Below are 20,412 nucleotides of genomic sequence, written 5' to 3'. Positions count from 1 at the left end.
AAAGGAGGTCTATATGAGCAAAGACATCACCATAGGTCTCATCCCATCTCCTGATATGCCGCAAAAAATGGTCTCAAAAATCATTGACCATCTCGGTTCTGACATGTCACATCATGTAGATGATAAAGTGAACTGGCAGTTTTCTCAATACGTTGCTTCTATCATCGGTACAGCAGAACACGTAGATAAAGCGATCGATATCGCCATCGATATTCGTAAATCAGAGGACTGGGACTTCGCTATTTGTATTACAGATTTACCAAGTATTTCTTCAACAAAAACGGTTATCTGTGATATCAACAAAGCTTCCCAAACCGCAATGTTATCGCTGCCTGCTTTAGGGGTGATGAACCTAAAAAATAAACTTCGAGACTTGATCACAGGTATCGTCAGTTATATCTACCACGATCAAGATGAACTACCACATCTCATAAAGAAACATCATAAACTTTCGAGAGTGACAGAAGTACAACCTAAAGGTGATGATGAAAATGAAGATGAAACAACACGATTGATTGTTAAATCGACAATCTTAGGCTGGTTACATTTAATTACAGGTATGACCTTGGCGAACGAACCATGGACAGCCATCTTTGATTTCAAAAAAATCATTTCTGTATCCTTCGCCACAGGAACTTATATTTCGATCTTTTCAACGCCGTGGGACTTGAGTCTCCATTATGATTATTGGCGTTTTATTTTACTGACCTTACTTTCTATCTTCGGTATGGTCGGTTGGTTAATTTATGCTTATCATTTATGGGAACCCCCTAACCCTAGAACACAACGCTTATACCGTTATGTTTATAACTTTACAACGGTCACGACATTAACCATTATTACCTTTTTAAACTATCTTGCGCTCTTTGTACTACTTACCTTTAGTATCTTGCTCTTCGTACCCGCATCACTCTTTGCAGGACAGACTTCACTCGAACTCAACAATCCAACTGCAGGGGATTATTTCCATTTAATCTGGTTTGTAACGTCTCTCGGTATTCTCGCCGGTGCGATGGGTTCTGCGGTTGAAAGTGTAGATAAAATCAAACGTGTAACCTACTCTTACCGTCAATACTTTAGATACGAAACATTAGAACAACAACAAGAAAAAGAAGAGGAAAGCCAACACGAAGCAGAAGATGACGAAGAAAGCTACGAAGGTAACAAACAATCACACGATAAGGAGGAGGAAGATGAGTAATCAAACGATTTCAATTGGTATCGTCGCAGCACCTGGTGTGCCAGCTCGTGTCGCCACTAACTTAGAAACGAGTTTGCCGGATGCGTTAGAAGATCAAATCAGCGGTCAAGTGACCTGGGATATTCATACGAACGTCGATCCGCTGACGGGTTCTGCAGAACATCTCACCCCTATCTTCGAAAAGATTTCCGATTATCAAAAAGAAAATGAATGGGATTATACCATCGCGATGACTGATCTTCCTTTATTTAAAGATGACAAAGTGATTGCGATCGATATTAACAAAGAAAATGGTGCAAGTGTCGTTTCTATTCCAGCTTATGGGTGGCGTCCTATGCAAAAACGCTTACTACAAACGACCATTGGCATCATCAAAGACTTTAATACCGATAACCCTCATCCAGCACTAAAAGCAGACCACAGTGAAAAAGAAAGTGATAAGAAAAGTAGTAAACGGTTCTCACGTCAATTCCCTTTGACGTCCATCAAACAAGAAGAGGATTACTTAAACGATACGGGCTCTACCCATAAACGTTATATCGTCTCCTCTAAATTTAACGGTATGATTCGTCTGCTCAGTGGCATGACCTTTGCGAACAATCCCCTCACAATGATGAGTGGTCTAAGCAGTGTACTCGCGATCGCATTTACGACCGGGGCGTTCGGGATTGTCTTTACGACGATGTGGAACTTGAGCTATGTCTATAGTGAGTGGCGGCTCTTCATCATTTCATGTGTAGCGATTTTTGGGATGATGATTTGGATTGTTATCGCCCACGATTTATGGGAGCCGCTTCGTGATAGTAGTCAGAAACGGATAACCATGTTATACAACCTCACAACGCTCATGACGTTGTTTGTCTCACTCTTAATTTACTTTGTTATTCTGTTCTGTCTGTTCTTACTGACTGCGGTCATCGTATTACCACCAAGTTATCTTGGTGCTGCACTTGAATTAAATGAAGCAGCCGGCGTCGTAGATTATATTAATCTAGGTTGGTTCGCAGCATCTATCTCTACCGTTGCAGGTGCCATTGGTGCAGGTTTAAACAACACCGAAATCATCCTCGAAAGTACGTACGGTTACCGTCAGAAAGAAAGATATAATGAACTGAATGAAGCACAATCCTCAGATGAATAAGGAATCGAATGCTTAGGAAAATCAAGGGGCTTCACAAACGAAAACCTTATAAACGCAAAAAAGCGGTTGAAGACTTTTAAATATCAAGTCATTCAACCGCTTTTATTATGAGCGAAATGAGCTAACTTTTTCGCATCGCAGATAAACAATTATGTTGCATATGAAGGAGCGCATTTCTGATATATACATATTGTGGTAAAGCAGGTAACGATTGTTGCGTAAGTTGTTGTCCACGTTCATAATATTTCGCGAGATTTTCAAATACGAGTAGATATTGACCCATCGTTTCTGCATCGATCGTTCTGCGCTCATTATTGTACATTGCACGTGAGAGCATTAAACTTAACTCTTCTAACGCGTGAATATTGGCGTAGTATGCTTGAATATAACGTTCCTTGCTAAAGAGCTCTCCTTTTGCGCTATTATAAACTTCAAGCATGTTACTAATTTTGATACTCAAGTGAAGCAACTCATGTTTATCGAATTGATGTTCAGACATTTTATCTGTTGAAAATAAGTAATGGAACAGCACCGCTTCTTCTCGAATCACATCCACTATCGTTCTCGGAATCATAGAAGATGCTGTTTTACGACCTAAGATCATCACACCTATCACAGCAATCACGATACCGACAAAGACATCGATTAAGCGTGGTAAGGCATTAAGAATTGTTAAATTACCAGATGCTAAACCATTTAAGAGTAGTACTTGGATTGTGATGAAAATGACTGCATAGAAATAATTTGCACCTACGAGCATTTCAGTAAGACCTGCAGCGACTGCAAGTAAAATAATTGCAACGGGAATCGGTGGTGAAAAGAGTAATACGAGTGATAGTAGGAGTACCCCTAAAATCGTACCGACTCCACGTGAACCCGCACGTTCAAAGCTATGCCAAGTAGATGATCCGAGCAATACGGTATGCGTACTGATTGGAATCCACTAGGCTTTGTCGAAGTCAAACATAAGTGCAATTAATATCGAAATTGTCATAATGACAATGTAACGTAACGTATTTCTAAATTTATAGGACTCTAAACTTAAATTTTGTAATAGTGTTTGTCCATGTATAGGTAAGCGCACATCCATTTCATGTTTGATACGTTCATCACTGACACGCATCATTTCATCTACTTTAAAGATGTGGTTTACCAACATTTGGAATTCAGGTTCAACCTGCACTTCCTTTTGCCATTGCGCACGGATATCCCCTTTACCATAAACTAATTTGATGACGTAATCGATCATCTCTTTGATAATTGGTGGCAAAGGACGATGCCCATTTTCATTCAAATCAAGGAGCTCTGAATGGATGGCTTGTGCCAGATTATGTAATAACAGCAACCGTTGAAAACCATTTGGCTCACTTGAATGCGACGCTGAAAAGGTCACCAATGCTTTATCGGAACGACGGAAGCTATCGACTGCTAAACGAGACACTTCCATAAACGCGTTGGGATCATCGAAATTATATATCAGTTGTTTTAACATATTATAATCGTTCTGCACTGCAGTAACCTCGCCTGCTTCTCTTGAAAAATATACTGTTAAGAGCACGACAACAGTTGCTAAGAAGCCACCAAAGAGCATGGCGCAACCTCTAAACAACGCTTCGTCCGGTGCATGAGGCAAATTGATCGGTAAACTGAGTGAGACGATAAAGAATATCGAAGAAGGACCAGGAATGTTAAGCGTGCTGAAAATGTAATACGGCACCACGGCAAAGACCAGTAACAAGATGCCAAAAATGATGGGTTCATCGACCGTTAATGTACCTAGCATCATTCCCAAAGAAAAACCAATACTACATAGTACGACGGTGGTTAATCTTGAACGTAAGGGGCCACCAAAGACATAGATGTGTGCTAACGTACCTGTGGCTACTAATAACCCCGTTGAAAAATGATTACTAAAATAACCAATAAAGAGCGGTACAAGCATTAACAACATCTGTCTAATCCCTTTATTAATGTCTACCTTACTCGCGTTAAATTGGAGTAATCCTTGCAAATACGTTTTCAACTTGAACCTTCTTTCTCTCTTTAGTTTAGGAGGGGCTGTAGATCCCTATGTTTGAAAGAAACCACTCAACCCCACTTGATGTTTATGTTCAAACTTGAATCGGTTCATTTGAGTCTAAGCTCAATTTATTCAACTTCATTTATTTCCTCGGAAATATGATCATAATCGATATCCGTTTCCAAATAAGTAGGATCATCGATTGGAAAATGCTGTTCTAATGTTTCAATATGATGCAGTTCAACTGTACCAGATTGTATATTAAAGTCTAACACATGTCCGCCAAATGTTTTATCGTCATCAATAAAATGTAAGTGGAAGCCACCTGAAGCAATGCCATGGAAGAGTTGTGGTGCGTAAAAACCAACAATCGTTCCTTTCACATCTGTTTGAGTATATTCGGGTTGTTGTTCAGCTGAATTTTTCAAACGTGTATAAGGTGGTTCTTGTTTCGGTAACATGCGTACACTAACATCTTTAAATTGACCTGTGAGTTTCACAGCTACGAAAAGATTTTTACTTTTCGCTTTATCTAGGACTGCTTGTTGAAATTCATCAGAAGACAATTGAGTCTCCACTTCAAATTGTGTGTCCTTTTTAAACGCTGTCACTGTAGCAAATGGCGTTAATTCTTTCCCGGTTAATGTTCTAAATTCACCTTCTGCATTCGCGTGGTACGCTTTACCATCCAGGATGATGACCTCTCCATCAGAACCTGTCAACGTGCCAATTCCCAAATCTCCATGAGATAAAATATCGTTGATGGACGCTGTCCCTTGTAACATGCCTGCCATTAAATCAGCTAACGTGCCATGTTGATATAACATTTCTTCATCTCCCATTATTTACTGTACTTCTTACTTTCATTTAGTATTATACAACGGTTGTCGAATTTCTTCATAGGTTGGATATCACACTGAACGGTCGCTTTCTTTTAAAATATAAAAACGCACATGCGATGCTGAATCAATGAGTGATTCAACTGCACATGTGCGTGTTTTATACGAATTATAACTTGTGTTTTTCTACAATTAATGGTTTATCCGGTTTTACAAATAACCACATAATAATCGCGAAAACAACCGGAATAATAATCAATTGAAGCGTCAGTGTCCAACCTAGACGATCTGCTAAGAAACCAGCTAATAGCGGGCTTAATAATGCACCGATATTACCCCATAAGTTCATCCAACCCGATACCGATCCAGCAAAGTTACGTCCTAAGTCCGTCGCTGCAGCCCAGCTCATACCTGTTGAAATACCAATACCGCCTAAACATAATGACAACCATAAGATGTTAATCACTAAGTTTTCAGAACGTACTGACATAAATAACGCAATACTAAATACAACAAATCCTGTGATCGCAATCGAGCCACGTGCGACGAAACGAGATTTACCAGCTTGTAAGATTTTATCTGAAATCATACCACCAAGCATGATTAAGACGAACATCGCAATCCAAGGCGCCCCTGCTGCCCATGCCATGTCAGGATCCGTTAATTTCACGTGATATTGTTCTGTTAAGTAAGTCGGTAGCCAAATTAAAAAGAATGCAACGACAAACTGTACAACAAAGTATTGAGCCGCAATTGCATAAAAACTAAAACGTTGGAAGAATAACGACCATGGTGCAGTCGCTTTGTCCGTTTGAATGACATCACGCTCAGCCATAATGTATTGTTTCTCAGCTTCATTGACCATGCGGTGTTGCTCTGGTAAGTCTTTTGCAATAATGAACCATAACAGCGCGATGATAATGCCTACAAAACCAAAGATGAAGAACACGGCTTGCCAACCGAACATATTCACAATCGCAATCGTGACTACTGGTGCGATTACAGGTCCGAAATATGACCCTGCAAGTAACGCACTTGATGCACGTCCTTTTTCATTTTTCGCAAACCAGAAAGAGTTAAATACTGCGTTTGAAGGATACATCGGTGCCTCCCCTACACCAAAGAGGAATCGAACTGTATATAACAAACCGTGATTTTTCACTAAACCTGTTAAAATCGTAAATGCACTCCACCAAACGAGTGAAATCGTCAACATTTTTCTCGGACCGAATTTCTCCGCTAAAAATCCTGATGGTACTTGCATTAACGCATATCCTAGCGAGAAGAATGATGCTAATAAACCGAATTGAGTTTTGGATAAATGTAAATCTTCCATCATCGGAGCCGCTATAATAGAGATGTTCGATCTATCCATATATGCGATGACGCCAATGATGAAAAATGCAGCCATAAAAAACCAACGTACCTTTGTTCTCTTATGTGTCATAGTGTTTCCTTCTTTCTTGATAGCCTAAATATCAACTTGAGTTGTTTTAATCCACTTGATATTAGCACATAACGAAATCGGTTACAATAACATTTTTATAATTAGTGAATAATGAAACTATTTTATGTACTAGCTAACCATTTAGCCATGTGAGTTATACATTTTTCTACTCATTGTATAATTAAAGGAATTTATTTTACTAAGTTTTACAATATTTAAAAGTAGAATAATTATAACTTTACGAAAAACAAAAAAAGGATTAACTCCCCTTATCGAGTTAATCCTTCCATATTGATAGAAATTTCTCCCTTTAGTTATGTATACTGGAACTTCTCCCTCGTATTGTTAAGCCTCCAGCAACATAAATGTAACTAAACATTGGTGCGTTAATTCATCGTTTATTTAAACGCATACCCCTTGATAACGATTTATGATTAGTCATTTGATTATAATGATTGTCGCTTCTACTTCTTACACCAATGTATGATCCGTCTATGAATTAGTTACATCATATATTATACAAAAATTCAGATACTTTTAAACCCTTAACCGGTCAATTATTATATACATATGCGCATTATAATGATAAATTGCCTTTAAAGTTTATTTATACATCAAAAATTGAGAGAAATATAATCTTCTTGTTTGTGAATATATGAACAATTTACTCCTTTAATCTAGTAAAACAAGTGTTACACTTAGGCTATTACATATTTGAGTAACATAAGAATTCCTTTTGAGCATCATTCATTATGACACTTTTACTATCATATCAAAACATACTTGTACACAATTGCTCATATTTTATGATATGTTGGAATTGATCTGATTTATGTGTAAGCGTTTTACAACACATGATGATATAGAGAAAATTACAAAAGATGGAGTGAACGATAAATGACAATGCCGTCATCGAACAAATTAAAAAGCAGATATTTAGATTTACTAGCTAAACAATTTGATAATGAAGAAGCACTCGCTACAGAAATTATTAATTTAAAATCAATCCTCGAATTACCTAAAGGTACTGAACACTTTGTCAGTGACCTGCACGGTGAATATGATGCTTTCCAACATGTATTACGTAATGGTTCAGGAAATGTACGTCAAAAAATCTCAGACATTTTCCACGACGAGTTAAGTGAACAAGAAATCAATGACTTCGCTGCATTGGTTTACTATCCTGAAGAAAAAATTAACCTCGTCAAAAGTGACATCAAAACCAAAGATGCGTTAAATCAATGGTACATCGAAACGATCCATCGTTTAATTAAACTCGTGACATATGCTTCATCTAAGTATACACGTACAAAATTGCGTAAAGCACTACCTAAAAACTATGTTTTTATTATAGAAGAATTGCTCTACCACAGTAATAAATATAATAACAAGTCTTCTTATTATAATACGTTGATGAATCAAATCGTTGAATTAGAACAATCAGACGATCTCATCATCGGTTTATCCTTTACTGTGCAACAACTCGTTGTCGATCATCTTCATGTCGTCGGTGATATTTATGATCGTGGACCAGATCCAGATAAAATTATGGAAACGTTAATCAACTATCATTCCGTTGATATCCAATGGGGTAACCACGATGTGCTATGGATCGGCGCTTATGCTGGTTCTAAAGTATGCCTCGCCAACTTACTTCGTATCTGTGCACGTTATAACAACTTAGACATCATTGAAGATGCATATGGTATTAATTTAAGACCGTTACTCACATTAGCTGAAAAATACTACGACGGTACAAATGATCCCTTCCGTCCAAAACATGCGGATGACTTAGGTGAAGAAGAAAAAGCACAAATTACGAAAATCCATCAAGCCATTGCGATGATCCAATTCAAACTCGAGGCGCCAATCATCAAACGTCGCCCAAGCTTTGATATGGAAAGTCGACTCGTATTAGAAAGCATTGATTATGACAATCTCACAGCAACGCTTTACGGGAAAACCTATCCATTAGAACATACATGTTTCCAAACTGTCGATCCGGATGATCCCACTGCACTTACAGAAGAGGAACAAGAAGTCATCGATAAATTACTTCTATCTGTCCAACAATCTGAAAAATTAAAACGTCACATGACCTTCTTGATGCAAAAAGGAAAACTGTATTTACCTTATAATGGTAACCTGTTAATCCACGGCTGTATTCCAGTTAATGAAGACGGTGAGATGGAATCTATGGAAATCGACGGCGTGAAACGTTATGGACGTGATTTGTTAGACCATTTTGAAGCTTATGTACGTTACGCGTTCAATCACAAAGACGTCGGTGATGATTTAGCAACAGACCTCGTTTGGTACTTGTGGACTGGTAAATATTCATCTCTATTCGGTAAACGTGCTATGACGACGTTTGAACGTTATTTCATCGCAGATAAAGCTGCACACAAAGAAATTAAAAATCCTTATTATTATTTACGTGAAGATGTAGACATGTGTAAAAAAATGCTCAAAGACTTTGGTCTAGATCCAGAACAAGGCCGCATTATCAACGGTCATACACCAGTGAAAGAAATCGATGGTGAAAACCCAATTAAAGCTGATGGTAAAATGCTCGTCATCGATGGTGGCTTCTCTAAAGCCTACCAATCTACTACAGGTATTGCAGGCTATACGTTGCTATATAATTCGTTCGGTATGCAACTTGTTGCGCACCAACACTTTAACTCTAAAGAAAATGTGTTACGCAACGGGGCTGATGAATTATCTGTACGTCGTGTCGTAGATAAAGAGCTAGAACGTAAAAAAATTAAAGATACAAATAAAGGTAAAGCGATTCAACAAGAAATTGATATCTTAAAAGAATTGATGCACGATCGCTTCTTAAAATAAAAGCGCTCCTCACCTACAGTGGTTTAATATAAATATATATTGAGTGACGTTCTACAGATTGCTCACCTGCCCTCGCTTTCCTAGGCGCCTCACTTCAACTAATTTTGGCTATTAAAAATACTTTAAATTATTACATATATTGTGCCAAAATGGATTTTCAGTTTCGGCTAGATGCCTCAGGAGTCTCGGACGGTGATGCAATCTTTCTAAGCGACTGTATCCGAAGTCTCGGGAGGAGTCACTTTTTCTTATCTTGCTTTATCTATAATTTCTTGATTTTTACACCTTTTCTTTTACATTAGTAACAGTAATATTCTAAGTAGTTTTATTAAATGATTATTCATAAATGTATTTTGTCTCCATTATTTTTGGTTTAAGCATTTAAAATTATAGAGACATTTCCACTTTTAAACACACCACAAAAATGCACCCTTCAAATGAGCGTCGCTCACTTGAAGGGTGCTTCTTGTTTTATAGATGTTTAATTGTTATACGCATCTTTTAAGTAACCAATGGTACCTTCTTCAGTATCATTAAAATTTGTGTTGTTACGTTTTAATGTGACTGTATTTTCTTCATCGATATGATAAAGAACCATATCATTGTCTGTTAATTGATTTTGTTTATCTGCTGCAATTTCTTGTATTTCATGATCTTTTACAAAATCATCGAACCATTTCGCCGTCATTTCTTGGTCGAACAAGATGTGATTTTGAATGGGACCATTGATGTTTTGACGTGCACGTTCATCATTAAATGCGATCGGCATCATGTCTACATTTTTCAGACCAAATTCAGGCACGAGTTCGTTGAATGCCAATGTGTTTAAGACGAATGATTTCGCCATTAATAGACATTTATCATAACGTGTTAAATCTGCGTAAATCCGATCATTACTAGATAAGAAGTTACCTTCGAAGACTTCAAAGCCGTCATTTTTCGCACGTTCTTTCGTATTAGAGAATAGACTGAACATCATCACTGGAATGTCGTGTTCACGTAATTTTGAACCGAGTTCAAATGAAAATTCACTATCTCCAATGAGAATAACACCAGGTGGTTCCGTACTTGATAAGCCCATCGCTTTACTTAATGGAACGAAACCAAAGCCATAGATGACAACGGTCACGAAGACAAGTCCGAATGTCACTGGCATAATATATTCTGCCATCGGGGCATTATCTTCTACAAATAAACCGGCGAAGAATTGAGCTACGGTGAGTACGACGATACCTCTTGGAGCCATCATCCCAATCATAAGACGTTCACGGAGCGAAATTTCGGTTTTGATTGTTGAAAGTAACACTGAAATCGGTCTAACTAACACAATCATCACAATACAGAAGACCACGAGTTGCCATGATAAGACACTTTTTAGAATGTCTAATGTTAATGAAGATGTGATTAAGATAAAGACCGTTGAGACAAGAATCGTTGATGCGTTATCAATAAAGTGATCTGACTCTTTGAAGAGTAAGTCGTGGCGTTTTAGACGTGCCATTGCTAAACCAAAGATCGTTACTGCAAGCAATCCTGACTCTGGTAAGATTTCATCACAGATACCAAAGATTAATAAGATAAAGACAAATTGAATTGGTGGCATCAAGTTCTGTGGAATCTTATCATGCTTCACGAGTTTCATGAATATGTAAGAAGCTAATAGACCGATTGCGATAACGATAAGCAATGTGAGAATGTAAGCAAAGATCGTTTCTAACGCAAAGCCTTTGTCCACGATATCAAAGACATAGAATGCAGTTAATGCGACCATTGGACCGACTGGATCGAGGATAATACTTTCCCAACGTAAGATCGAGTCGATACTATTGCGTACTTTACCTTGTTTTAATAGCGGTTGAATCACGGTTGGACCTGTAATTAAGAATAAACCGCCTAACACGAGTGAGATTTCTACAGGGAAATCTAAAATATAGTGTAGTGCGACAGCGCCGAGCAACCATGCAATCGCTGCACCTACCGTAATGATACGGCTGACTGCTTTAGAGACGCCTCTTAATTCTCTGAAATCAAGATTACTACTACCTTCAAATAAAATAATCGCTACAGCGAGCGAAACCATAGGTGAAAAGACGTCTTCACCCAACGTTTCTTGTGGGTTCACTAACCCCAAGATCGGACCGATGAGAAGTCCAACAATCGACATCACTACAATCGATGGCCATTTAATCTTATCTGCCAGCCATTGACTGAAGACACCGAACGCAATGAAGATGACGATGACTAACATGATGGGTAAATCTAATAGCGACATTGTTTTCCCTCCAATTTCTCAAACGATATGCATAAAGCATATGATTACTTATCATTTATATTTTATTGTAAAAACTTATGATATCAGAATTTAAAAGTCTATGCATCGAAACATGCATATTATTTTTTACTTTTACAATCCTCTATATACCCTAATTTTAATAAACTATTGCACGACGTTTCAAAATCGTCATGAACTCTGTCTCTGTCTGCATCACTTTCGATGTTCGGCATCTTTAAACGTTCAAAGCATGCATGCGCCAGCTTCATACTTAACGCATACGAACAAGTTTGTCCGGCTCACTCAATCAAACAACGCTGTGTTTTCCTCATATATACAATTGTTTACTGAACGATGACTTTTTATTTATTTTCCCCACTAAATAAGTTACAATGTATACTTGTTGTTTATTAAATAATGAATATTAATATGATTAATACATATATAATATAGAAAGGATACATCTCACTTTGTCATATTTAAAAGAAATCATCACCGTTGCCTTTGCCTTTGTAGGGGTCGTCGTAGGGGCAGGCTTCGCAACTGGTCAAGAAATCTTCCAGTTCTTCACAAGTAACGGTGGGTATAGCGTTTGGGGTATCCTCATTACAGGTGCACTCGTCACACTTGGCGGTATTTTTGTGATGTATACTGGATATCATTTAAAAGCGAATAGTCATTCTGAGTCGATTCAATACTATTTAAAACCCGGGATAGCTAAAGTATTCGATTTGGTTTTAACTTTATTTCTACTTGCTTTAGCGATGATTATGACAGCAGGTGGTGCCTCAACGATTCACGAGAGTTTCGGCGTGCCTTACTGGTTGAGTTCACTCATTTTGATTATTGCGATTCTGTTAACCCTTTGTTTGAAATTCGATCGCTTAATTTCAGTACTCGGCATTGTCACACCATTTCTGGTCATCATCGTTGTGATCATCGCGTTTTACTATTTTACTACCGCAGACCTGTCATTTGATGAAGCAAAAGCATATGCGAACGCACATCATACAGATAACAATTGGTGGTTTGACGCACTGAACTATGCCAGTCTACAAATTGCTGCTGCCTTTAGTTTCCTATCCGTCATGGGTGGCCGCATTCATAAAGTGCAAAGTACGATTTGGGGTGGCTTACTCGGCGGACTTATTATTACATTCTTATTATTAGTATTGAATCTGGGTATGGTCACAGAGTTCAAATCAGTCGTTGATGTGTCCTTACCTTCATTATTACTCGCCAATCGTATTTCACCTATTTTAGGTGCTGCGATGTCACTCGTTATGGTACTCGTCATCTATAATACAGTCGTCGGCTTAATGTACGCCTTTGCATCACGATTTACAACTCCTTATTCAAAACGATACTACCGATTACTTCTCATCATCAGCTTGATTACGTTTGTGACAACATTTATCGGTTTTATTTCTCTTATTGGGAAAGTATTCCCAGTGATGGGCATCTTCGGTTTCATCCTTCTCATTCCTATCTTATGGAAAGGATTCACATACAAACCATCACGGCATTCTCAATCCTAATCGTGCGTCAAATCTTTCATATATGGTCGGCAAGTCTTTTATGCTTGTCGACTTTTTTATTCTCTTTTTAAAATCTAACTTTAATTTTATACGTCCCCCTTTTATTTCGTTATTTACTTTTCATAGCGAACTCACTATAATGATTTTGATAACGATTCTCAATTAAATTCCAAAAAATGTAAACGCTTAATGAAATCCTCAACTAACTGCTATATAATTAAATTAAAGCTCAAATGCTATACAATAACTTTTTATTAATAGGAATACATATGAGAAAGGTGAAAAGATGTGGATGCAAAAATAAATTATAAAAAATTAATTCTACCTATTGCTGTCGGGATCATCATTTGGTTACTCACACCATTTAAACCAGCTGCACTTGATGATACGGCCTGGCGCATGTTTGCGATATTTATCGCGACGATCATTGGATGTATCACTCAGCCTTTACCGATTGGTGCAGTCGCTATTATTGGATTTACTGTCGCTGTTGCTACAGGAACCGTCAATATCGATACTGCCGTTCAAGGCTTCGGAAATCCGAGTATTTGGTTGATTGCGATGGCATTCTTTATTTCTAGAGGCTTTGTCAAAACAGGATTAGGTCGCCGCATAGCCTTACAATTCGTAAAGTTATTCGGTAAGAAAACATTAGGCTTAAGTTATTCTTTAATTGGGGTCGACCTCTTACTCGCGCCTGCAACACCAAGTAATACCGCACGTGCTGGCGGAATTATGTACCCGATCATCAATGCATTATCTCGTCAATTTGGTTCTAAACCAGAAGACGGCACAGCACGTAAAATGGGGTCCTTTTTAATATTTACAGAATTTCACGGGAACTTAATCACTGCTGCGATGTTCTTAACAGCGATGGCGGGTAACCCACTCGCACAATCTTTAGCACAACATCAAGGTGTCAATATCACGTGGATGAACTGGTTCCTCGCAGCATTAATTCCTGGTCTCATCTCATTGATTGTGGTGCCACTGATTATCTATAAAATCTACCCCCCACAAATTAAAGAAATGCCTGATGCAAAACCATGGGCAGATAACCAACTCGCAGATATGGGTAAAATGAGTCGAGATGAAGTATTTATGATCAGCATCTTCCTCATCGCCTTATTACTTTGGGTTCTCGGCTCAACACTTGGTATTAATGCGACACTGGCTGCATTTATCGCACTGTCGTTATTACTACTGACAGGCGTGTTAAACTGGTCTGACGTATTAAAAGAAACAGGTGCCTGGAACACCCTCGTGTGGTTCTCGGTCCTCGTCATGATGGCCGATCAATTAAATAAACTCGGTTTCATTCCTTGGTTGAGTAAAGCCATTTCTGGTCAATTACATGGTTTAAGTTGGCCAATCGTTCTCGTCATTTTAATCTTATTTTACTTCTATTCACATTATCTTTTCGCCAGTTCAACGGCCCACGTCAGCGCAATGTACTCTGCATTACTCGCAGTTGCGATTGCAACAGGTGCACCGCCGTTATTCAGTGCCTTGTTACTCGGTTTCTTCGGTAACTTAATGGCTTCTACAACGCATTATAGTAGTGGTCCAGCACCGATACTCTTCTCATCCGGTTACGTGTCTCAAAAACGCTGGTGGACGATGAATGCACTCCTTGCATTCGTTTACTTTATCATCTGGCTCGGACTCGGTTCACTCTGGATGAAACTCATCGGCTTTATGTAATTGGATGTACTCAAATCATATTCAAGCACGACTTCTGAACTAATGAACGGTACAGCAGTCGTGCTTTTTTTCGTGAAAAATTGCCGTATATATCATAAGAGTTATCAGTTTAATTACAGCGAAACGATGAATTTTACATAATTTTTCATAGAAACGGAAGAATATTTCTTGCACATTACATCTTAATATTCTTCCTATTTTTTGTAACTTCAAAGTTATTTCACTGTAATTTACAGCGTTAAATTATATGTTACAGTACACAAGGTAAGTTAATAAAGCAGAGAGATAACGAAAGAAACGTAAATATATAAATAAAAGAATCTAAAATTAATATTGGGAGGATTTATTCATTATGAAAAAATTAGCTACAGCTACAATCGCAACTGCAGGAATCGCTACAATCGCATTCACAGGACAAGACGCAGACGCAGCAGAAAGCAATAATCAATCTTCTTATAACTATTCTTATACAATCGACCTAAATGGTAACTACAACTACGACTGGCAAGGTAACGGAAATGACGGTTACAGCTATACTTACACAATCGATCAAAACGGTAATTACAACTATGACTGGCAAGGTACTCCAGTCAATAACAAGCAATCAGCACAAAGCAGCAACCAAACAAGCACTCAATCTTATACATCAAACAACACTGGCGGTAAAGGTGCGAAACCCGCTTCAACGACTTCAGATAGAAGTTATCATGTAAACACTGAATCAGCACCATCTAACGGTGGTCAATCACTTTCACAAGCTTCTGGTTCAGGTAACAACACATACACTGAAGGTCAATGCACTTACTACGTATACGACCGTGTTGGCGGTAAAATTGGACAAACTTGGGGCGACGCTAGCAACTGGGCTAACGCAGCAGCTCAAGATGGTTACTCAGTAGATAACTCACCTAAATCAGGTTCAATCTTACAATCAACTGCAGGTTCACATGGTCACGTGGCTTATGTAGAAAACGTGAACAATGACGGTTCTGTAGAAGTTTCTGAAATGAACTATGGTCATGGTCCTGGTGTTGTATCACAACGTACAATCTCAGCTGACGAAGCTTCTTCTTACAACTACATTCACTAAGATTGAAATAATAAGAAAAGGCGGAGCATTTACCCATGAGGTAAGTGCCCCGCCTTTTTTATGACGTCAAATTTATTTTTGGGCCAACAATTTTTGTCCCGCTTCAATACCTTCTCTTGATAGCTCATGACTGTTAACCCACACGGTTTCGACATTCGCGCCGTGTTGTTTCAACAGTGAGATCAAGCGTTTACTTTCTCGCACTGGACTGATGGGATCACGTTCTCCAGCAGATACCAAAATATCCATATGACTTAAGTCAATCTCATTCGTAACAGGGAGTGGATACAATGGTGCGTATAATAAAGCTTTTTTAAAATCAATACGTTCATCAAAAATCATGTTCAGCGCAATGTTAGAGCCATTAGAAAATCCTACGACCACAGCTTGATCTAAATCAAAGTCATATTGTTCTTCAGCATCTTTTAAAAATTGAATTAACCGATCTGTTCTAAAATTCAAATCTTCGATATCATACTTCCCTTGGCCATGACGTTTAAAAAAGCGATTCATGCCATTCTCTGAGATTTCGCCTCTCACTCCTAAAATGTTGTAAGATGGGTTTAAATTTTGAGCTAAAGGAATGAGATCGTTTTCGTCACCGCCTGTGCCATGTAATAAGATAAATGTAGGTGCATCGGGCGCACCTTGTTTAAACACGTGTTCCATGATTCTATTCCCCCTCTTTGATTTGTGATGATTTACTACATCTCTTATTGTACATCATCATCGTGGTTGCGTGAGGTATCAAAGTGTCTAATTTGAGATTCAATATAGTCACGTTGAGGTTCTAACATTGGTGGTAATGAGAGTGTTTCACCAAGTGTTTCATATGGTTCATCTCCCATGAATCCTGGACCGTCTGTAGAAACTTCGATTAAAATGTGACCAATACGTGCATATAGGGCTTCGAAGTAGTAACGATCAACGAGTCCTGAGTTAACGACACCTAATTCTTGATATTTATCAATCCATTGCATGATAGCATCGTGATCTTCAACTCTAAATTACACGTGATGCACTTGACCATAGCCTGGTTGAGCAAATGGGCCATCTGCATCTTTACGCAAGATGACTTGACCACCATTGCCCCCTTCTCCTACATTAAGCAACACAGCATTGCCTTCTTCTGCAACAGGTTTCATGCCGTAAATATTTTCTAGGATTGTTTTGAAGTCATCAAAATAGCTGACTGTAATTTCAATGGGTCCTAAACCATAGATAGCTTTATCTGCTGGTACGGGTCCATTTTTCCAAGGTTCCCCTGGTGCAACCCCTTCATTATTTTCATCAGAAACAAGTTGATAATTTTGACCATCACTTTCTTCAAACGGAAGTACTTTTTTACCAAATACGGTTTGAATATCTTCATGTTTCACATCATAATCATCAAAACGTTGTGCATAGTATTCAAGCGCTGCATCGTTCGGCACTCTGAATGAAGGTTTCGTAATCGCATTCGTACCGTTTTTACCTGCAGGCACATCAGGGAAATCGAAGAATGTCATATCTGTACCTGGGTGACCGACATCATCCGCAAAGAATGTGTGATACGTATAAATATCATCTTGGTTTACTGTTTTTTTAACGAGTCTCATACCGAGTACTTCTGTAAAGAATTTGTAGTTACGTTCTGCATCGTCAGTCATCGCAGTGACATGGTGTATGCCTTTTAATTGGTTATTTGTCATGAAAAATCCTTCTTTCTTTATCATTATTTATCTCTAATTCGAGATATTTTTAGTTAAAAATTTTAAGTGCACAGCTACACTTGCGTGGTTTGAGCACTTAATTTTTTTAAAACATGTTGTAAGGTGGTTAATTCGTCGTCTGTCAGCATCGAAAAACTATCCGTAATGATTTGTGCATGTGTCGGGAAAATCTCTTCCATTAACGTTTGTCCCTTTTCAGTTAAATGAACTAAAGTCACACGTTTGTCTTGTGCGTCACGTTGTCGTTGAACGAACTGTTTGCGCTCTAAACAATCCACGACATAGGTGATACTGCTACTCGCAATTAACACACGTGATCGAATACGTTGAACCGGCTGCGGCCCTTTATTAAATAGCAGTTCAAGTACACCGAATTCAGTAATATTCAAATCATGTCGCTTCGCATCTTTCGCTACAATGTTTGTCAGTGTATCAATTGTGCGATTCAATCCAACAAATGCATTTAACGATCGTTCGGTTCGATCCATATTCATCACCTCAATTTATTTCGAATTCGAGATAAAGTATATAGCATGTCTGTTACTAAGTCAACAGTTTAGTTTTTATACCGATTTATACGAAAAAACACAGCATAAAATCTAAGCTGCTTAGACTTTATACTGTATGCGTTTGGTTGTTATGATTGATATTCTGCTTTCGTATCACTGTTGTAATGGTAACCGATATCGTACGTCGTAACGGTATTATTCATAATAGGACTTTCACTTTGTTGTGAATTTGTGCGCACATTTTTATGCGCTTCTTTAAACACATCTGATGTTAGCCAAGTTTTAAATGCTTTTTCTGAATCCCATACCGTTAAAATTTTAACTTCATCTGAGTCTTTCAATCCATTCGTTTGTGTGACAAACATTTCTTTAAATCCATCTATTGTTTCAATGCCTTGACGATTATAAAAACGTTGAATCGTTGCTTCGGCTGAACCTTTTTTCAATTCTAATTTATTCTCTACCATAAACATATTAAATTCTCTCCCTTTGTTAACCCCTATCATACCTATAACAGAAATGTATGTGTGAATTTGAGTTTATTAATATTTAAGTTACTTCGAGTATAATTGGTTTTGATTATCATTGTCAATTAAGTTTTGTACAAGACACACGTCCGGATTAAAATCATTGCGTTTGTAATTGATCTTACCGGGTAAAATATTGATATAACGGTTAGAAAGTTCTATCCGTCAATCAAAGTTGAAACACAACTATTCCAATTCGATTTTCCTACCAACAATGATATTAAAATATATAGGAGATGATTTTATGGCTGAAATTAAACAAGGCGATCATCAATTTTACATTGGTGAAGACGAACAAAATCCAGATGCAAAAATCACTTTTAGAACCGTAGACGATAGTACAATCAACATTGATCACACAGGTGTACCTGAATCTATGGGTGGTCAAGGTATCGGTACGCAACTCGTATCTGCAGTTGTTGACTATGCACGTGACAATAACTTAAAAGTGCAAGCAGATTGTCCATTTGCGAAAAATGTCTTCGAAAAACATGAAGACTTACAAGATGTTTACACAAAATAAATCAGACGACATAGCAGAGAGCTGGTCCCACGTCGGATCAGCTCTCTTTACGTATGTTATTCATTTTGTTGATGTAATACAACTTCATCAATGATGTGTAAGACGCCTTGATTGTTATTTGATGGTGCCACATGTTGCGCCGCTTCAAACACATCCTCATCCTTCGCATTGCCCATCGCATAACTATGTGGCGTGAGTTGTAACATATCCAAATCGTTATTCGCATCACCAAATGTCATCAATTCATCAGTGTTTAGACTTAACTTTTGTAATAACCGTTGCAGTGCAAAACCTTTAGTTATGCCTGGTTGAATAACATCAATACTATCATGCCCACTTGAAACGAGTTTGATTTCATCTTCAAATTGTTGAGCGATATCTTCATCTAGTGTCGGATAAGTTTCCCGATTGACGTTAAAGGCGACTTTCACAAATTCATCTTCTGGTAATGGCTCAAATGACTCCACTTCTTCTAATTGACGATAATAAAAATGAACGTTCTCCTTAAACGCTTGTGGCGTGTCTTTCAAAATATAAGCACTATTTAAACCACACACGATAATTTCTTTATACTCGCGTGATTTCACTAAATAGTCAATGACCTCACGATAAACCACTTTATCAAAGGCATGATAATCAATGCGTTCAGCACCACGATACAGTACGGCACCATTTTCTCCGACAAAGTACATCTCACGCTCACCAAAAATTGAACGTAATTTTGCATATTGATTTCCACTCGCAGCTATAAATGCGATATCCTGTTCCTTAAGTTGTTGAAAGATACGTTCAAAACGCGGTTGATCGAACGTTTTCTCATCCGTTAAAAATGTGCCATCCATATCTGTGGCGATCGCTTTAATCATTCCATACCCCTCTATTCTCTCTTGTTATTGCTTTAACTGTATCAAATTGTGTTTGTGCATGCCACTTTATTTCATTATGAGCAAAACAAATTTAACCATATTTGAAATAGTTTTTATTTTCTAAAATTTTATCGCTACTTAAATGAAATTCATGTACAATAGAGTCTAATCAT

14 protein-coding genes and 2 pseudogenes are annotated in these 20,412 nt (G+C 37.9%); 7 read left to right on the top strand and 9 right to left on the bottom strand.

The genetic code is table 11. From position 1 onward, the window contains the following. Nucleotides 1–13: 13 nt before the first annotated feature. Both ACSBRB_RS05505 and ACSBRB_RS05500 read left to right on the top strand, forming a co-directional pair. Entirely contained in the window at nucleotides 14–1,201 is a 1,188-nt protein-coding gene (locus ACSBRB_RS05505) for a hypothetical protein (protein WP_435031941.1), read from the top strand. Further along, the gene (locus ACSBRB_RS05500; RefSeq protein ID WP_435031940.1) at nucleotides 1,194–2,342 is read left to right on the top strand and encodes a 5,10-methylene-tetrahydrofolate dehydrogenase; all 1,149 of its coding nucleotides are present in this window, start codon (nucleotides 1,194–1,196) and stop codon (nucleotides 2,340–2,342) included. Before ACSBRB_RS05505 ends, ACSBRB_RS05500 begins: the two co-directional genes overlap by 8 nt. 121 nt (nucleotides 2,343–2,463) lie before the next feature. On the opposite strand, the pseudogene ACSBRB_RS05495 reads toward ACSBRB_RS05500, so the two are convergent. From ACSBRB_RS05495 to ACSBRB_RS05485, 3 genes and pseudogenes are all read right to left on the bottom strand, one after another. Then, nucleotides 2,464–4,284: pseudogene (locus ACSBRB_RS05495) on the bottom strand (FUSC family protein). Between the two features lie 206 nt (nucleotides 4,285–4,490). Then, the gene (budA, locus tag ACSBRB_RS05490) at nucleotides 4,491–5,189 is read right to left on the bottom strand and encodes an acetolactate decarboxylase (RefSeq protein WP_435032097.1); all 699 of its coding nucleotides are present in this window, start codon (nucleotides 5,187–5,189) and stop codon (nucleotides 4,491–4,493) included. A 181-nt stretch (nucleotides 5,190–5,370) separates the two neighbouring features. Further along, nucleotides 5,371–6,648, bottom strand: coding sequence for a pyruvate MFS transporter (locus ACSBRB_RS05485; RefSeq protein WP_435031939.1), 1,278 nt, complete (start codon nucleotides 6,646–6,648; stop codon nucleotides 5,371–5,373). Nucleotides 6,649–7,545: 897 nt separating this feature from the next. On the opposite strand from ACSBRB_RS05485, the gene ACSBRB_RS05480 reads away from it, so the two are divergent. Next, complete coding sequence (locus ACSBRB_RS05480; protein ID WP_435031938.1) at nucleotides 7,546–9,498, top strand: fructose-1,6-bisphosphatase; 1,953 nt, start codon at nucleotides 7,546–7,548, stop codon at nucleotides 9,496–9,498. 481 nt (nucleotides 9,499–9,979) lie between these two features. Here ACSBRB_RS05480 and ACSBRB_RS05475 read toward each other — a convergent pair whose 3' ends face one another. Next, complete coding sequence (locus tag ACSBRB_RS05475; protein WP_435031937.1) at nucleotides 9,980–11,770, bottom strand: cation:proton antiporter; 1,791 nt, start codon at nucleotides 11,768–11,770, stop codon at nucleotides 9,980–9,982. A 470-nt stretch (nucleotides 11,771–12,240) separates the two neighbouring features. On the opposite strand from ACSBRB_RS05475, the gene ACSBRB_RS05470 reads away from it, so the two are divergent. From ACSBRB_RS05470 to ACSBRB_RS05460, 3 genes are all read left to right on the top strand, one after another. After that, nucleotides 12,241–13,308, top strand: a complete 1,068-nt coding sequence (locus ACSBRB_RS05470) for a YkvI family membrane protein (protein WP_435031936.1) — start codon at nucleotides 12,241–12,243, stop codon at nucleotides 13,306–13,308. A 288-nt stretch (nucleotides 13,309–13,596) separates the two neighbouring features. Continuing rightward, nucleotides 13,597–15,012 (top strand): anion permease, encoded by a 1,416-nt coding sequence (locus tag ACSBRB_RS05465; RefSeq protein WP_435031935.1) that lies wholly within the window; start codon nucleotides 13,597–13,599, stop codon nucleotides 15,010–15,012. Nucleotides 15,013–15,364: 352 nt separating this feature from the next. Then, complete coding sequence (locus ACSBRB_RS05460; RefSeq protein ID WP_435031934.1) at nucleotides 15,365–16,102, top strand: CHAP domain-containing protein; 738 nt, start codon at nucleotides 15,365–15,367, stop codon at nucleotides 16,100–16,102. A 72-nt stretch (nucleotides 16,103–16,174) separates the two neighbouring features. On the opposite strand, the gene ACSBRB_RS05455 is transcribed toward ACSBRB_RS05460, so the two are convergent. From ACSBRB_RS05455 to ACSBRB_RS05440, 4 genes and pseudogenes are all read right to left on the bottom strand, one after another. Next, nucleotides 16,175–16,771: an alpha/beta hydrolase gene (locus ACSBRB_RS05455; protein WP_435031933.1), complete on the bottom strand. Its 597-nt coding sequence runs from the start codon at nucleotides 16,769–16,771 to the stop codon at nucleotides 16,175–16,177. Nucleotides 16,772–16,815: 44 nt separating this feature from the next. Beyond that, nucleotides 16,816–17,793: pseudogene (mhqE, locus tag ACSBRB_RS05450) on the bottom strand (ring-cleaving dioxygenase MhqE). 74 nt (nucleotides 17,794–17,867) lie between these two features. Then, a complete protein-coding gene (locus ACSBRB_RS05445; protein WP_435031932.1) occupies nucleotides 17,868–18,302 on the bottom strand; it encodes a MarR family winged helix-turn-helix transcriptional regulator in 435 nt (144 codons plus the stop codon). A 149-nt stretch (nucleotides 18,303–18,451) separates the two neighbouring features. After that, nucleotides 18,452–18,796, bottom strand: coding sequence for an antibiotic biosynthesis monooxygenase (locus ACSBRB_RS05440; protein WP_435031931.1), 345 nt, complete (start codon nucleotides 18,794–18,796; stop codon nucleotides 18,452–18,454). A gap of 298 nt (nucleotides 18,797–19,094) precedes the next feature. Here ACSBRB_RS05440 and ACSBRB_RS05435 point away from each other — a divergent pair, with 298 nt between their 5' ends. Continuing rightward, entirely contained in the window at nucleotides 19,095–19,373 is a 279-nt protein-coding gene (locus ACSBRB_RS05435) for a GNAT family N-acetyltransferase (RefSeq protein ID WP_233647789.1), read from the top strand. A 56-nt stretch (nucleotides 19,374–19,429) separates the two neighbouring features. Here ACSBRB_RS05435 and ACSBRB_RS05430 read toward each other — a convergent pair whose 3' ends face one another. After that, nucleotides 19,430–20,239 carry a Cof-type HAD-IIB family hydrolase gene (locus ACSBRB_RS05430; RefSeq protein WP_435031930.1) on the bottom strand — a complete coding sequence of 270 codons (810 nt, stop codon included), beginning with the start codon at nucleotides 20,237–20,239 and terminating at the stop codon, nucleotides 19,430–19,432. Between the last annotated feature and the right edge of the window lie 173 nt (nucleotides 20,240–20,412).

This window comes from Staphylococcus auricularis (genome assembly GCF_051172115.1).
GTDB lineage: Bacteria > Bacillota > Bacilli > Staphylococcales > Staphylococcaceae > Staphylococcus > Staphylococcus auricularis_A.
This window is presented reverse-complemented; position numbering and strand designations above follow the sequence as displayed.